15 protein-coding genes are annotated in these 14,818 nt (G+C 41.5%); 5 read left to right on the top strand and 10 right to left on the bottom strand.

Annotated elements, in window-relative coordinates; all coding sequences use genetic code 11:
• Positions 1 to 47: 47 nt before the first annotated feature.
• Positions 48 to 1,211 (top strand): NAD(P)/FAD-dependent oxidoreductase, encoded by a 1,164-nt coding sequence (locus DLD82_RS07035; protein ID WP_245920390.1) that lies wholly within the window; start codon positions 48 to 50, stop codon positions 1,209 to 1,211.
• 31 nt (positions 1,212 to 1,242) lie between these two features.
• Positions 1,243 to 1,572, top strand: coding sequence for a hypothetical protein (locus DLD82_RS07030; protein ID WP_109940406.1), 330 nt, complete (start codon positions 1,243 to 1,245; stop codon positions 1,570 to 1,572).
• A 5-nt stretch (positions 1,573 to 1,577) separates the two neighbouring features.
• Here DLD82_RS07030 and DLD82_RS07025 read toward each other — a convergent pair whose 3' ends face one another.
• The 3 genes from DLD82_RS07025 to DLD82_RS07015 all read right to left on the bottom strand — a co-directional run bounded on the left by DLD82_RS07025 (position 1,578) and on the right by DLD82_RS07015 (position 4,826).
• A complete protein-coding gene (locus tag DLD82_RS07025) occupies positions 1,578 to 2,933 on the bottom strand; it encodes a tetratricopeptide repeat protein (protein WP_146199720.1) in 1,356 nt (451 codons plus the stop codon).
• Positions 2,934 to 3,017: 84 nt separating this feature from the next.
• Positions 3,018 to 3,917 (bottom strand): nitrogenase cofactor biosynthesis protein NifB, encoded by a 900-nt coding sequence (nifB, locus tag DLD82_RS07020; RefSeq protein ID WP_109940404.1) that lies wholly within the window; start codon positions 3,915 to 3,917, stop codon positions 3,018 to 3,020.
• A gap of 72 nt (positions 3,918 to 3,989) precedes the next feature.
• Positions 3,990 to 4,826: a TMEM175 family protein gene (locus DLD82_RS07015; protein ID WP_109940403.1), complete on the bottom strand. Its 837-nt coding sequence runs from the start codon at positions 4,824 to 4,826 to the stop codon at positions 3,990 to 3,992.
• 63 nt (positions 4,827 to 4,889) lie between these two features.
• On the opposite strand from DLD82_RS07015, the gene DLD82_RS07010 reads away from it, so the two are divergent.
• Positions 4,890 to 5,282, top strand: a complete 393-nt coding sequence (locus DLD82_RS07010) for a thioredoxin family protein (RefSeq protein ID WP_109940402.1) — start codon at positions 4,890 to 4,892, stop codon at positions 5,280 to 5,282.
• A 2-nt stretch (positions 5,283 to 5,284) separates the two neighbouring features.
• On the opposite strand, the gene DLD82_RS07005 is transcribed toward DLD82_RS07010, so the two are convergent.
• The 4 genes from DLD82_RS07005 to DLD82_RS06990 all read right to left on the bottom strand — a co-directional run bounded on the left by DLD82_RS07005 (position 5,285) and on the right by DLD82_RS06990 (position 9,883).
• Entirely contained in the window at positions 5,285 to 5,788 is a 504-nt protein-coding gene (locus tag DLD82_RS07005; protein WP_109940401.1) for an Hsp20/alpha crystallin family protein, read from the bottom strand.
• Positions 5,789 to 5,866: 78 nt separating this feature from the next.
• Positions 5,867 to 8,242 carry a CDC48 family AAA ATPase gene (locus DLD82_RS07000; RefSeq protein WP_109940400.1) on the bottom strand — a complete coding sequence of 792 codons (2,376 nt, stop codon included), beginning with the start codon at positions 8,240 to 8,242 and terminating at the stop codon, positions 5,867 to 5,869.
• A complete protein-coding gene (locus DLD82_RS06995; protein ID WP_109940399.1) occupies positions 8,239 to 8,811 on the bottom strand; it encodes a 5-formyltetrahydrofolate cyclo-ligase in 573 nt (190 codons plus the stop codon). The genes DLD82_RS07000 and DLD82_RS06995 overlap by 4 nt, the downstream gene beginning before the upstream one ends.
• Before the next feature lie 7 nt (positions 8,812 to 8,818).
• Complete coding sequence (locus tag DLD82_RS06990) at positions 8,819 to 9,883, bottom strand: hypothetical protein (protein ID WP_109940398.1); 1,065 nt, start codon at positions 9,881 to 9,883, stop codon at positions 8,819 to 8,821.
• Positions 9,884 to 10,029: 146 nt separating this feature from the next.
• Between DLD82_RS06990 and DLD82_RS06985 the strand changes: the two genes are divergently transcribed.
• Positions 10,030 to 10,290 carry a pro-sigmaK processing inhibitor BofA family protein gene (locus DLD82_RS06985; RefSeq protein WP_109940397.1) on the top strand — a complete coding sequence of 87 codons (261 nt, stop codon included), beginning with the start codon at positions 10,030 to 10,032 and terminating at the stop codon, positions 10,288 to 10,290.
• A 27-nt stretch (positions 10,291 to 10,317) separates the two neighbouring features.
• Here DLD82_RS06985 and DLD82_RS06980 read toward each other — a convergent pair whose 3' ends face one another.
• Together DLD82_RS06980 and DLD82_RS06975 are read right to left on the bottom strand one after the other, a co-directional pair.
• Complete coding sequence (locus tag DLD82_RS06980; RefSeq protein ID WP_109940396.1) at positions 10,318 to 11,886, bottom strand: peptidase associated/transthyretin-like domain-containing protein; 1,569 nt, start codon at positions 11,884 to 11,886, stop codon at positions 10,318 to 10,320.
• A gap of 14 nt (positions 11,887 to 11,900) precedes the next feature.
• Positions 11,901 to 12,680, bottom strand: coding sequence for a tetratricopeptide repeat protein (locus tag DLD82_RS06975; protein ID WP_109940395.1), 780 nt, complete (start codon positions 12,678 to 12,680; stop codon positions 11,901 to 11,903).
• 248 nt (positions 12,681 to 12,928) lie between these two features.
• Here DLD82_RS06975 and DLD82_RS06970 point away from each other — a divergent pair, with 248 nt between their 5' ends.
• Entirely contained in the window at positions 12,929 to 13,456 is a 528-nt protein-coding gene (locus tag DLD82_RS06970) for an FxLYD domain-containing protein (RefSeq protein ID WP_109940394.1), read from the top strand.
• A 3-nt stretch (positions 13,457 to 13,459) separates the two neighbouring features.
• Here DLD82_RS06970 and purB read toward each other — a convergent pair whose 3' ends face one another.
• A complete protein-coding gene (gene purB, locus DLD82_RS06965) occupies positions 13,460 to 14,797 on the bottom strand; it encodes an adenylosuccinate lyase (protein WP_109940393.1) in 1,338 nt (445 codons plus the stop codon).
• Between the last annotated feature and the right edge of the window lie 21 nt (positions 14,798 to 14,818).

Here is a 14,818-nt window from a genome sequence, read left to right as displayed (position 1 = left end):
GTATGACTCCGGTGGGTTGATAGGCCGGCCGGAAGAGTACATACCGGATGATGGAGCGGAAGTATGACGTAGTTGTAGTCGGAGCAGGGCCTACCGGCTCCACAGCAGCCAGGATCTGTGCAAAATCCGGGCTCTCAACGCTTCTTCTGGAAGAGCAGGCACATATCGGGTATCCGGTCCAGTGTGCAGGTCTTTTGTCAAATCACGCATTTGAGGAATGTGAAGTCTCTTCCACTTCAGTCATGAACACCGTCTCCGGAGCAGATATCAGAGCAGGAAATGCACATTGTTCTTTTGATGCCGGCAAAACCATGGCCTATGTCGTAGACCGTGGTATCCTGGACCGTGAAATGGCAATGAATAGTGCAGATGCCGGAGCAGAAATACAATTAAAAACCATCGCAAAAAACATCTCGCGCACACAACATACCATAACCGTTTCCGGACTCAATGGAAAGGAAGATATCTCATATTCTATGCTCATTGCCGCAGATGGTCCCCGAAGTGTAATATCAAGAGCCCTTGGAATCCCCGGTGCCCCGGTTTATCTCTCCGGCCTTCAATGTGATGTCAATATGGAAGTCATCAGGGAACAGGTACATATTTTTCCCAATGCATCTCCGGATTTTTTCGCTTGGATAATTCCACTTGATTCAGATCATGCACGAGTGGGCCTTTGTGGAATTAAAGATGTCAGAAGCAGGTTTTTTTCTTTCATCCATCCGTACCAGGACAGATGTACTCACTTTGTAAGCGGGACAATACCACTTGGACTAAAATCCAGAACATATGATGAACGCATTTTGATCTGCGGAGATGCAGCAGCAATGGCTAAACCTACTTCAGGGGGTGGAGTTTACACTGGTTGCAGATCAGCAAGACATGCTGCTGATGTTGCTATTAAAACCATTGAGCAGGATAATTACACTATACCAATGATGGCACGATATGAGAAGGCCTGGAAAAAAGATTTTGGTCATGAAATTCGGAAAGGATTTTCATTATTCAATATCCGTAGACAAATATCTCCTGTAGAGATGGAACAACTAATCAGCACTCTGTCTCATGAAAAAATTAGGAATCTCATTGTCTCTAAAGGAGATATGGACAGACCATCCAGGCTTGCTGCAGCCCTCATGGTAAATCCACGGATGTTACCTGCGTATTCAATCCTCATGAAAGCAGGTATCCATTCAATACTGAATAGATAAATCCTTAATTCATTATTTCTGATTATTATCCATGGTTCCAAACAAACCGGGAAGTAAATTTGGAAGAGGTTTTCTGGTAAATATCAGCCATCTGGTGGTGAAATTTTCTCTTCCACCTGAACAGGCATGGCCCGGAGTTCAGGACTATTTTACCGAATTCATTCTTCCGGACCAATTCAAGGGAACAGAGGTTGAAACTTTAACAGATCTTCTCAGGCAAAAAGTCATGTGGCATCAGGCCGGAGGACCGGTTGACAAAGAGATGTATACAGATGTGAAAAGACTTCTAAACAGGATAATTGTATCTGTTGATAAGGAACTTGGAATTGCAGATGCAGATATCGGTCAGTATCATGCATAACAGTCTTAAAATCCGATAATTGCACGTACTGAGTTTATTATTCCACCCAGAGTATCACCATTTTTAAACTGAACATCAGATAATGCTTCAAAGAGTTCGGCATCGTGTGGATTGTATTCCAATCCTTTCTTATAGGCAGATATTGCATCTTCCCGCTGACCATAATACGAATATGTCAATCCTTTATAAAGGTAGGCGGAAGCTGAAGCAGGTTCCAGTTCAATTGCCTTATTAATATTATTCATTGCTTTCAGGTAATCACCAAGAATACCACAGGCATATCCATATCCGGAGAGTACATCTGGATCATTTGGAAATGATTCCATTGCACGCTCATATGCATCCTTTGCACTTTCAAACCTGCTTAATTTTATCGCGCAAAAACCCTTGTTCTTCCATCCTGCTGGATAATCAGGAGTAATGGCTAATATCTGATCATAGAGATCAAGAGTATCCTGATACCGTTTAATTTTGTATTGAATGACAGTTGTCCGGTCCCATAAACCGGTAAATCTGACATTACTCGCAACAGCACTATAATATGCATCCATTGCCTGCAGATCACTTGTTATCTGGGTGTTTTTAGAGCCTTGATAATACCATAATTCACTATTTGATTGGGCATTAAAACCACCATCAAAAGAGTAAAAAGCATCTTTAAAATTTCCTTGATTAAACTGGGCTTCACCTGAAACAAACCAGGCAGGAACACAGGTCATATCAATATTCCTGGCAGTTTTTGCTGAGGAGAGGGCCCCACTGTAATCATGTTTTTTAAGAAGGGCGTATCCCTTGTTAGAATAAAACTCCGGTTCATCCGGTTTCAAAGCAATGGCACGATCAAACGCTTCAAGTGCTTTTCCGATATCATCCATACCAAAATAGGTGACACCCAGATTGTTCCAGGCAGCAGCATACCGGGGATCAATCTGGATGGCTTTCTCTAATGCATGAACTGCACCGGTTGTATCACCAGTCCTTGATAACGCAACACCCTGAATATTATACTGGATAGGATCATCCGGATCTAATGCAACGACTTTTTGAAATGCTTCAGCAGCTTTTTCAGGCTGGTTCAAAAATCCCCACGAACTTCCAATGATATGCCAACAAAGACTGCATGTCGGATCAACTTTCAGGCATTGTTCAGAGGCATTGATTGCTTCAGGGTATTGCTTGTCATTAAAGAAAATTAATGACCTGAATTGGAGTGCAGTAATATTGCCCGAGTCCTCTGCAAGGATGAAATCATTTTCCTTGAGCAGGTCATCTATCGTAATAGTATCTACGGACTCATTCTCTTCACCACTACATGCAATAACCAAAAGTAGGATAAAGAGTACAGGGAGGAGTTTTTTCATGCCGTTTCCTCCCGCCACAGGTTGTCGGGGGTACGCAATATTGGAAGGCCTGGTTAAAAAATGATCTGTTTCCGGCAAATCAGATCAGGGTTTTCTACCCATACAGGAATTAATATCTTTTCCTAAACACCCAATTGCATCAGATCTGCACCGCTGACAGTGTGACATCTGCCGGACATACGGCTTACATCTTTCCTGCATAGCCAGTTTCTCTTCCATTGTCGGAGGAGTAATATGTGCAAATTTTGCCTGGGCAATGAGTGGTATGATATTATGAATGAAAACTCCCATTTCACTGATTTTTTTTGCAATTTCAGGAATATGTGAATCATTAATTCCAGGAATATATACGGTATTGACCTTGATAAGCATCTTTTTCTCGACTGCTTTTTTTATGCCATCAAGTTGTCGTGACACCAGTATCTCACCCATTTCATGGCCTGAATAATATCTGCGGCCGTTAAAGTCAATGTACTGATATATTTTAGCAGCAATATCCGGATCAATTGCATTCATAGTCACGGTGATATTGGTGACTCCGTATTTTTCCAGGAGATCGATTTTGTCAGGCAGAAGGAGACCATTTGTACTGACACAAAGAATAAGATGAGGATATTCTTCATGAACCAGCCGGAACGTCTCAAATGTTTCTTCATTATCAAGAGGATCTCCGGGGCCTGCAATACCGATAACTTTTATAAAATGATACTGACTGATTATATCTCTGACCTTCTCTAGAGCTTCCTGCGGATTTAATATTACACTTGTAACACCAGGACGGCTCTCATTGACACAGTCAAATTTTCTTATACAGTAATTGCATTGAATATTGCATTTTGGAGCAACGGGGAGATGGGCTCTTCCAAATGTGTGACTGGCTTTTTCACTATAACAGGGATGTTCCTGGATTTTTCGTATCTGGTCCGGATCCCATTTGACCATCTGTCCGTCTATTTCAGTTTCTCGATACGATTCATCAGCCATGGAATACACGTTATACTTCGTTCTATTTAATAACGGCATGATTGATGATGAAAAAAGTTTAGAATCATGAAATCAAAGTTGGCACAATTTTCCCTTTTCTCCAACATTTACTTCTGTTTCGTCTTTCCATCTCTGTAAAATCTTCAGGAGCAGATCTTCCCGGGTAAGATCCATCTCATGAGATACCTCAGTAAGAAGTTGAGATAAACCCGGATCTTTTTCAAGCCGGATAGAAATCTCATCTTCAGAGATATCTTCCGGTGAATTTCCTGTTATTTCAGTCTCTTTAGGCAAAAAAGGCAACATGAAAATATTTTTAAGCACTATCAAAAGAAAACAGAGTGAACTTAACACAGTGCTGTAAAAAGCAACGATAATTGCTATACCTGCAATAATTGGTACAAATAACAATTTTACAATAATGTACCGTGACATATCATCCGGAACGTGTATAGTTAAACCGGCTTTTTTAGCATATAACCATTGCACTAGGAATAATAACCCCAGAATCAAAAGATTGGAATAGAAAAACACTACAGAGGTAGGATCGGTATGATAGTCACCTGCAAGGGTTGAGGTAAAGGGAAGAAGACAGGTGATAAATAAGGTGACAAAGGTGATACGGATAAACATCGGATTTACCTTTTTTATGAAAATAAAAAACCGGTGATGAGCAATCCAGAAGGCTGCCAATATAAAGAAGGCAAGAGCGAAATGATATAATTGTGGAATCATCAGATTAAATATCTGAAATATTGTTAGCGACTGGCTGTGTTCGGGAAGAGAAATACCCAGTACCAGGATAGTGAGTGCAATAGCATAGACCGCATCAAAAAATGCTTCAAGACGATGGGGATTATGTTCAGAATCTGATGATATAAGAGCATGATAAAGATCACGTGATTTCATATCATATCATGGGAACTCTGAACGAATGAAGATATATATACCATTATCAAGTTATGAATCTCTATGACGTCGGATTATCTTTTGGATATTGAAGATAAAGAATGGGAAAATAGAGTAGAACATAGTAATAAACCGGTTTTTGTAATGTTTTACAGTCCTTCATGTAGTCATTGTATCAGAATACAACCTCATGTTGAAGAACTTGCAAAAGATTTCGGTACTGAAGTTGATTTCATCACACTAAACCTGGTCAGATATCAGTACATCGGAGAACGATATGGTGTTATGGCAACACCGACGTTTATGTTCTTTTGTGGAGGAAAACCGGTTCAGACCCGGGTCGGAGCGGTTTTTCCAGCTATGCTTAAAAAAATGGTTGAAGAAATGGTAACGCATGGAAAGGAATGCCGCCTCTCCTCTTCTGATTGGAAATATGAAATAACCGGATACGGATAAGATTAACTCGTATCTTCATTTGATGTTTGTTCACTTTCCTGAACCGGTTCTCCTGCCTGCACCTGAAGAACTGCATCGGGAGAATCAGGATTTCTGACCATGTACACGAGTTCAAGAACTCCATTTTGAAAACTTCTTGTGCATGATGATTCAACAACCGGAGGCAATGGAGCAGAACTCCGGTATCTGATTTGTCCATTAAATCCGATAATATGGAGAGTATTTTCTGCGATCGCTACATTTACGTGTTCATCCACCAGTCCTTTTAATTCACAGGTAACAAAAACCCGCTCGTCCCACTCCACAACTTCAATGGGGGGGTGCCGGACATCATTACCTGAGTTTGAACTTCCCGGAAAGGGAAACCCGGGCGGAATGTTTCCGGCCATGATAATATTCACGCCGATTACACCAGGTTTAATCTGTCCCTGTCCAAAGGCCTGTGAGAGGATTTTTCGAAGTAAATCTTCCATATTGTGAAAATCTTCGGGGGGGGTATCATTCATATATGTTATTCTCCTTTATTCCTTGGGGTTTATCACTTATCAAGTTCCTCAGCTATTTTTTTATTCGGTTAAAATCAGTTATGGATGAAGGTTTTCTTCGACTTTTCTTATCAGTTCTTCAATCCTCTCAAAATCCTTTTCCTGCCAGAATGTTAAATCTCTGAGTTCTGCGGCTTTTTCCAGAAGTTCAGGTGATAATTCCTGAGTTAATCCGGCACGTTCCACCTGATGCAGAATATATGCTGAACGATAAAGGATCTGCTGCCTCGTCCTTGGATACAAAAGTGCCCAGGCTCCAGCCTCAAATTGTTCAAGATTTCGGTTATCCAGTGTTCCTTGCATATTACTCAGTACCTCACGCAGCGAATCGGTAGTAATAACCGGAACATCACTTGTCTTTTTGGTTTTTGTAAACAGGTCATCAAGGAGGTTCATCTTTACCTCCCGGACAAACGCATTGATATCTGCACCTACAAAATATTTCATTTCCCTGGCAAGAGCATCATAATCAATTTCCGGGTCCAGAAGAGAAGAGAGATCCTTAAGATATAACCGGAGTATGGCACTTCGCCCTTCTACACAAGGAGGTCTGATATAAATATGCTTTTCAAGTCGTCCGGGTCTGAGCAGGGCAGGATCAAGAAGGTCAGGACGATTTGTCGCAGCAATGATGACAACACCGGAAAGATCTTCAACTCCATCCATTTCCGTGAGTATCTGGGATAGTACACTCTCTCCGACACGTGAACTGGCATGCTCCTGACCTCTTTTCTGAACAAGAGCATCAATTTCATCAAAAAATATTATTGATGGAGCTGATTGTCGCGCCTTTCGAAATGCCTCTCTTACCTGCTTTTCAGATTCTCCAACCCACTTGGAGAGCAGTTCCGGACCTTTCACTGAGATGAAATTCATCCTTGACTTTGCCGCTACCGCACGCGCAATTAATGTTTTTCCCGTCCCCGGAGGACCAAATAGTAAAATTCCTTTGGGAGGTTTGATCTTTAATTTTTCAAATGCATCCCGCCGGTGAACAGGCCACTCGATAATCTTTTCGATCTCATGCTTTTCTTTATCAAGACCTTCCACCATTTCCCAGGGAACCTCAGGGATTTCAACATAAAGCTCACGCATTGCAGAAGGTTCAATCCCTTTCCTGGATTCCATGAAATCGGAATTGGTTATCATGAGCGAATCAATCAGTTCAGCAGGAACCTCCTGATCCTCTTTCATCCAACCCATGATACCCCGAAGTGCATGCATGGCAGCTTCCTTACAATGAAGCGCTATGTCGGCTCCGACAAACCCATAACTTGTCTCGGCATAATTTTCCAGATCCACATCATCGGCAAGAGGCATAGTCCTGGTATGCACATGATAAATTTCCAGTCTTCCGGCCCGGTCAGGTATGCCAATCTCTATCTCGCGGTCAAAGCGGCCGCCCCGGCGAAGAGCAGGATCGATGGAATCAGGCATATTGGTTGCGGCAATAACTACAACCTGGCCTCTGCTTGCAAGACCGTCCATCATGGTCAGAATCTGGGCAGTGACACGCCGCTCTACTTCCCCGGTAGTATCCTGGCGTTTGGTTGCAATTGAATCTATTTCATCGATAAAAATTATCGAGGGAGCTTTCTGACGGGCCTCTTCAAAAATTTCCCGGATCTTCTTCTCCGAATCTCCATAATACCTGCTCATTACCTCGGGGCCTGAAAGAGGAATGAAATGTGCCTCCACTTCACTGGCAACCGCACGGGCGAGCAAAGTTTTCCCGGTTCCCGGAGGCCCGTAAAGCAGCACACCTTTTGGTGAATCAATACCAAGATGCTCAAAAATACGGGGATATCGAAGAGGTATCTCAACCATCTCTCTAATCAGGCTTATCTCCCGGGATAAACCTCCGATATCTTCATACTGAATTAATAACTCTTCTTTCTTTTTTTCTTCAGTTTTATAAGGAGTATCGTGTAGGACCACTTCAGTAGTAAATGTTACAACCCCGGTTCCCCTGGGTTCAATCATAGCAACAACGAAAGTAACAGTGTTACCAATAAGATCAATTCGTACGGTCTGACCTTCAATAACCGGTCTGCCCCGGAGTTTTTTTGCCAGGAGAATCTCGGGATTATTAAGAGAGATGCTTGTTACCGGTTGCAGAACAACTTTCCGGACATCATGCACCGTAACACGCCGGACAATAACACGTTCATCGATTCCACTACCGGCATTACTGCGAATCTCTCCATCGATTGCAATGTCATTTCTGCCATGAGTGGTACTCTGTGAACTCCAGGCAGTAGCAACTGCCCTTTTTGCCCCAAGTATCTCAATAAATTCTCCATTTACAATACCAAGGGCACGCATTACTGCAGGATGAATCCGTGCAAGACCTTTCCCAGCATCTTCTTCAGCTGCACGCCGGACCTCAAGCCGGATTCCAGATTTTACTGTCATAATTGTCCACCATTACACCGGATTACAGACGTTTCAGTGACAATAACATCCATTCTGATATCATGTGGCTGTACCGGTATTGAGGGAACTTCCTGTGCAGAATATGCAATTCCTATCTTTTTTATATATGGATTGTCTGATAAAAACCGATCATAATACCCGGCTCCATACCCGATTCTCCCCCCTGTCCGGTCATATCCAAGCATGGGAATAATTGCGCAGGTGATATCCTTTGCAGATGCAGGAATTTCATTCCCAATCGGTTCTGGAACGTTAAAAGTTCCAGGAAGCAGAACGTCTCGTGATTTTATATATGAAAGACGAAGACTGATCGTCTCTTTTTCTATAATTGGAACAATAACATCCCGATTTTGAGAAAGAAGATTATCAATAAACCAGCATGTTTCAACTTCCGGAATTTTTGCACAATATACAAGAACGGACTCACACGGAGTTATGACACCAGATAAAGAAGAACAGATCTTCCTGCTCATTTTTTCTCGTTCTTCTTCAGGAATACTCCATCTTCTTTCCCGGAGTTCAGATCGGATCGCCTCCTTTTGAATCATCTCTGTCTTACCTGATACTTTGCCAGATTGCAAGAACAAACTCAAGTGTAATTAATATAATTATTATCCATTCCAGGAAATTCGAATGTTGTATGCGGACTTCATCCGAAAGCATCGAGTAATTTTCATGAATAACCAGTATCTTCCGATTAACACTATCACTCCAGAGCGGACTTCTGAGAACCTTTAATGCAGTTGCATAAACACGGGCATAATATACATCTTCGGTAACTTTTATGAGATTATTTACTTTTTCAGTAATTTCAGATACGTCTGCATGAATTTCCATAAGATCTGCCATGATCTGATGATACAGGCGTATTCGGGAAAACCAGGTAGATTTATCAGCAAGTTCTATATCATCATACATTTTCTCCATTTTGCGTGATAACACCTGGTCGTAATACCGTAACTCGAGCACCTGAACATTTGCATATTCTATTAAATCAAATAAATCAGTTGGAATTTCTGAATTTTTTATAAATGCTGCCCCCCATGAGAGATAAATGATGTCATCCACGGAATAACTCATACTGTTTTTTAGCACCTCTTCCCGCATCTGGGAGGAAAACTTCGTGTCTTCTCCCATAAGCAGTACTGCGGGGTCAGGAGTACTCTGGAGGTTATCGGTAAAATAAATAAAATAATCTTCAAAAAACGAGGCATCAATTGAGATATCAGAGATATATGGACTGAGTATTTCTTTCAGATTGGCAAGATATGAAGTGAATACGTCCGTAATTGCCTCATCATTGGCAAATATTAACCCAATTTCTTCAAGACTTTTATTATAGGCATTCTCATCAAATTCATGAACAAAACAAAGACTTATTGCACCGATGTCAAAAATACGGGCTGAAGCCTGGAGATCATATCGTATACCTCCAATCGTCACTTCTGCCGGATGCATACGCAAAAAAAGCGGAGGATCCTCAATCATGATGGATTTCGGTTTAATCCGCTGAAAATTAGCCCTGGCAGTATAATAACTTCTGGCGAGAGCAGTCTCTAAACGGGTTATATCAATTTCTTTTCCGATATCATATATCCGGAAAAACCGGATTGCATTCACACCTATCAGACTCCTACCAGCATATCCTGACTCAATTCATGAATTAGGATCAGTAATTCATCAATTGTCAGAGTCATCCTGGAAATATTTACTTATCCTATTTGGTTCTGAAAGGTTAATATGCTAATATCTGGAGAAAGTATGGGATGATAGTTACAATTTTTCTTATCATTGTATGCCTTATTGTGCTTATAGTCCTCTGGCATTTACTGAATAATATCGTGAAACTGATTGTAAATTCAATTGTAGGGTTATTATTACTCGGAGTTGTGAAGGTTTTGAATATCTTTCCGGCACTCGGATTTGAACAGATAGAAATAGGGTGGCTATCAGTTCTTGTATGCGCAATTGCCGGAATACCAGGAGCAATTCTTCTTATGATTCTCCATGTTTTCGGACTGGTTTAATCTCCCTTTTTTTTCAAAAAATTGTTTTCAGGTTCCGGAAAAGGGAAGAACCGGAATTACCAAAGTCTCCGAACTGATAAGATTTAGAGAGTCATCTTCTGCAATGGCGCGGAAATACCAGTATCCCGCCCGGTCAGGATTCAGAAGAATCGGTGCTGTACCATCCGGACCGGTCATGACATTATCAACGGGTAGCGGTGTCCAGTCAATACCATTGTTTGAAAATAGCAGATTAAGAGGAGTGCCTGGCACAGGAGTATTATCCGGATAATAAAAACGAAGAGAGAGATTCAGAGTTTCGTTCTCATAAATATAAGACTGGTCACTTGTAATGTGGAGAACAGGAAATTCTTCAGAATAAACCGCCTCTTCAGCAGACTCGGAAGATATAACAGTAATCACCTGAACATCTGAATACAAAGGACTCCGGGTCGTATTACCGGGTTTTCTTACACTAAGGAGATACATTCCGGTTGTCTCAGGTGCAGGGATCTGACATTCAAATTTGCCGTTTTGATTTGTCAGGATATCACTACTATTCTGATAATTATCCCAGAATTTTCCACCAAAATTATACCAGACCAGTTCAAGAACCTGAAGTTTCCGGTCAGATTCATCATTATTTTTATACCATCCATACAAAGTCATATTCTGAAGAGAAGGAATAGTGGTGTCCTTAATTGAAAGTTCAAGTCCTTCTTCATCAGAGATTGTTTTTACCGGAGGGTTAATCCCTGATATTGTCGGGGTTAGAGTCACGTAATTTGACCATAGTGATGAACCCTTATTATTCCCAGAATATTCCAGAACACAGGATATGGGATACGGTCCAGGAACTGATAGGTTAAATGTGACCAAACCTGACCTGCTTGTAAACCCTTCAATAACACCTTCTGTAGAGATATCATCTCCGGCACTATTCAAGTGAAGAAGAACCCGAGAATATGGAACAGGTATGTCTGTACCATCAAGTACCTTTCCGGATAACAAAACCGGTTCCCCTGGATAAAAAAAGGAAGGAAAAACAGACAGCGATACAGATCCAGTCGTGTTATCAGGTTCACCGGAAATTACCTGTTCAAAATCAGATGTGTTTTTGCTGACATCATCGGTAAATAGACAAAATCCATCAGGACAGGGATTAGACACAATCTCAAGTTTTTCACTTTTGAGGGGTTCTTTTAAGATTTCAGAGGAGGAAGTAAGATTTGCCTGAAACTGGTGCAATCCATCTTCTTCTAATATGGTATTGAGATAAAAATAACCGTAATTATCTGTGATAACCTCGTGTTCAGTTCGTGATCCGGTTTTATTCCATTCCTCAATGATAATAGGCGTGTCCTGAAAAGGACCAAATACTCCGGTAAGAGATCCATTCAGAACGATTTCATCTCCAGTAATCTGATAATACCGGGAAGGATTCACGGTAAGTTTTAGTTCTGCCCCGACAAGAGGATCGATGTCATCTCCGATTGCAAGGATCTCTTTCCATTCATCAAATGATTTCCCGGATTCGGCGGATGCCGGACATCCCATATAAAAAAGCAGAATAATAATGCCTGGAATTAAACACCGAAAAAATTTATTGCTATTCATATAGAGTAAAAAAATTATCCCAGATACCGATACCTGGTATAGCGTGATTCAAGTTCTGCAATGGAGTGGGGCATATAAGAATCTGATCTCTTCTCCAATTTTAATCGGATTTCATTTTCTTTTGAAGGATTCAGACGGATGGCATTTTCATAACTCTGAACACCTTCTGTATAGAGATCTTTTTCTTTAAATTTCTCATCTGCATCTAATCCGCCGGTATAGATGGTCAGAAGGGTAAAAATTACATCACCAAATTTTTCCCAGGTTGCACCATCAGTTGGATTTGCACTCACAGCACGCGAATAATTTTCATATGCCCGCAGATACATACCCCGGTCAAGAGCAGCATCTCCACTCAGCACAAACTCCTGTGCATTTTTTGGAGAGATCTGATCTATACGGGCATATGTTTCTCCAGACACGTCTGTCTGTTTTAATGAGCGGGTCAGTCTTGCTTTTTTGAGAAGGTAATCAGGATTTTCCTTGTCACGGGCAATTGCCCCGTCAAGAGCAGATAATGCCTCTTCAGGTCTTCCGGTAATCTGAAGGAGATGTCCCTTTTTTCCATAATATTGCGCAGAATCCGGATTCAAACCAATTAGATAGTCATAGAGTTCTATCGCGGAGTCATATCTACCCAAAAAGGACGAAATCTCTGCTAATACCTCTGCTCCGGAAACCCGGATTTCAGGGGAGAGAACCGGCTCACTTGCCTGGAGGAGAAGCACTGGAGTGAAAACTGCGAAAATGCAGAAAAGTATAATGATTACTATTGGTATAGTGATAAGTTTCATGAATAAACCGAAAATTTTCCCTGATTAAATGATATTCTGTTCAATGCGATTAGGGTACATTACTATCCTATTAATTCTCAATTTTCTGGTGTTGAAATTCTGCCTGAATTAGATACCTATACTCATTGGAGAACTACAATATATATCGGTAGTCTTATTGGCATAGTAAACCTATGAGACATTTATTTCATAAATGGTTGATGTAGTATGGTGCATGAATATAAAAAATTGAGAATTGGTGGACAGATATGAAATTCATCTCCGAGAAAGGAGTTATTTTTTGTTTTATAATAGCCCTTTTTCTCATCCTTATGTATATTGGCACAAGTACGGTGGTATCAGACCAGGTTTTTTCGATTGAAGATGCAGGAAAAAGTTTTCCGATATATGATTCAGTAAACTACCGGATACAGAATACCATCGAAAAAGAAGACTCCGGAGGCAGAACCTGTTATATCTCACGGCCCTACGGCTATGTGGAAACATCTGAAGACACCCAGGTAAATCTCTCAATCAGGAAGACCTATATAGACCGGGTTTCCCGGGATAAGGCATATATCAAAGGTGAGATAAAAAACCTTGATGACAAGACCATTGATGTCATAATCATCACATTTAACCTCTTCAATGCTGACGGGAAGCAGATTGGAAATGCTTACGCATCAATTGATTACCTTGAACCAAAAGGAGAATGGATTTTTTCCACTGAGCCAATCACCCGGACCGACTTTAAATTTGAACGGTATGGTTCCATTTATACCGGAATATTTAACTGATTTTTAGATAAAAACGGATAATTTTTTTATTACCCGTTCGACCTGCCGGACTGATGTTCCAATATATTCTTCCGGAGAGAGCAGTTTTTCAATGTCAGCGGGTTTGATATATTTCGTTATTTCAGGGGTTTTTGCAAGAAGTGATGCAAGGGACTGTCCGGCCGAGAGAGCTTCCATACTTTTTTCCCTGATGATTTCATGGGCATCCTGCCTGGCCATTCCTTTCCGGGTCAGTTCTATCATGACAGATTCTGCCATGTTGATACCATGGAGCATGGAAAGGTTTTGTTTTATCCTGTCTTCTCTCAGGTTTAACCCATCAAGCACTGATGTCATGACTTTTAAAATATGATCTGTAAGAATCGTTGCTTCGGGAAACAGAATACGCTCCGGAGAAGAGTTCGTTAGATCCCGCTCATCCCACAGGGTATTGTTCTGAAACGCCGGTTCAACTGCTGACCTGACAATCCGTGCAAGACCGCAGACCTGTTCACTTTTGATCGGGTTTCTCTTATGTGGCATCGTAGAGGAACCTACCTGCTTTGAACCAAATGCCTCTTCCACTTCTCCGATTTCTGTCCGCTGCAAAGACCGGATTTCAACTCCTATCTTATCAAGGGTTGTTGCCAGATTTGCAAGGAAACAAAAATATTCTGCATACCGGTCACGCTGGATTATCTGGTTTGATACATCTACGGATGAGAGATCAAGATATTTCATCATATGTTCCTGTATCTCAATCCCCTTTTCTCCAAGTGCGGCCTGTGTCCCCACAGCACCAGTCAGCTGTCCCACACAAACCCGGGGTCTCATCTGGGAAAGTCTTTCAATATGTCTTCCAATTTCACTTGCCCAGATGGCAAAACGAAGACCATACGTTGTAGGGACCCCATGCTGCCCGTGAGTTCTCCCAATACAGACCAGATATTTTGTTTTATCCGCACGGTTTAACAACACCTGAAGAATGCATTTCAGTTTTGCATCAAGAATATCCAGTGCATCCCGGATTTGAAGTCCGGTTGCAGTATCAAGGATATCATTTGATGTTGCCCCGTAGTGAATCCATCTTCCGGCCGGACCACATACTTCAGATACCGCACGGACAACTGCCATCATATCATGGTGAATCTCGTTTTCAATCTCTTTTGAACGCTCAAGTGATGCAGCCTTTGCATGTGCCTCTATCATGTCTGCATCTTCCTGTGGTATCATCCCGACCGTGCTTTCGGCTTTTGCAAGTGCTATCTCTGCGTTTATTATGGAATTGAACCGATGGTTTTCGCTGAAAACCTCTTTCATTTCTTCGGTTCCATAACGAAATTCTATTGGATGTATCGCCATGCGTACAGATTGGATGCCATG

Origin of the sequence: Methanospirillum stamsii, from assembly GCF_003173335.1 — an archaeon.
Taxonomy (GTDB): Archaea; Halobacteriota; Methanomicrobia; order Methanomicrobiales; family Methanospirillaceae; genus Methanospirillum; species Methanospirillum stamsii.
This window is presented reverse-complemented; position numbering and strand designations above follow the sequence as displayed.

Excerpts from the sequence above, each read along its gene's own strand:
- DLD82_RS07035 (WP_245920390.1), top strand. The coding sequence starts at position 48 with ATGATGGAGCGGAAGTATGACGTAGTTGTAGTCGGAGCAGGGCCTACC.
- DLD82_RS07030 (WP_109940406.1), top strand. The coding sequence starts at position 1,243 with ATGGTTCCAAACAAACCGGGAAGTAAATTTGGAAGAGGTTTTCTGGTA.
- DLD82_RS07025 (WP_146199720.1), bottom strand. The coding sequence starts at position 2,933 with ATGAAAAAACTCCTCCCTGTACTCTTTATCCTACTTTTGGTTATTGCA.
- nifB (WP_109940404.1), bottom strand. The coding sequence starts at position 3,917 with ATGGCTGATGAATCGTATCGAGAAACTGAAATAGACGGACAGATGGTC.
- DLD82_RS07015 (WP_109940403.1), bottom strand. The coding sequence starts at position 4,826 with ATGAAATCACGTGATCTTTATCATGCTCTTATATCATCAGATTCTGAA.
- DLD82_RS07010 (WP_109940402.1), top strand. The coding sequence starts at position 4,890 with ATGACGTCGGATTATCTTTTGGATATTGAAGATAAAGAATGGGAAAAT.
- DLD82_RS07005 (WP_109940401.1), bottom strand. The coding sequence starts at position 5,788 with ATGAATGATACCCCCCCCGAAGATTTTCACAATATGGAAGATTTACTT.
- DLD82_RS07000 (WP_109940400.1), bottom strand. The coding sequence starts at position 8,242 with ATGACAGTAAAATCTGGAATCCGGCTTGAGGTCCGGCGTGCAGCTGAA.
- DLD82_RS06995 (WP_109940399.1), bottom strand. The coding sequence starts at position 8,811 with ATGATTCAAAAGGAGGCGATCCGATCTGAACTCCGGGAAAGAAGATGG.
- DLD82_RS06985 (WP_109940397.1), top strand. The coding sequence starts at position 10,030 with ATGATAGTTACAATTTTTCTTATCATTGTATGCCTTATTGTGCTTATA.
- DLD82_RS06980 (WP_109940396.1), bottom strand. The coding sequence starts at position 11,886 with ATGAATAGCAATAAATTTTTTCGGTGTTTAATTCCAGGCATTATTATT.
- DLD82_RS06975 (WP_109940395.1), bottom strand. The coding sequence starts at position 12,680 with ATGAAACTTATCACTATACCAATAGTAATCATTATACTTTTCTGCATT.
- DLD82_RS06970 (WP_109940394.1), top strand. The coding sequence starts at position 12,929 with ATGAAATTCATCTCCGAGAAAGGAGTTATTTTTTGTTTTATAATAGCC.
- purB (WP_109940393.1), bottom strand. The coding sequence starts at position 14,797 with ATGGCGATACATCCAATAGAATTTCGTTATGGAACCGAAGAAATGAAA.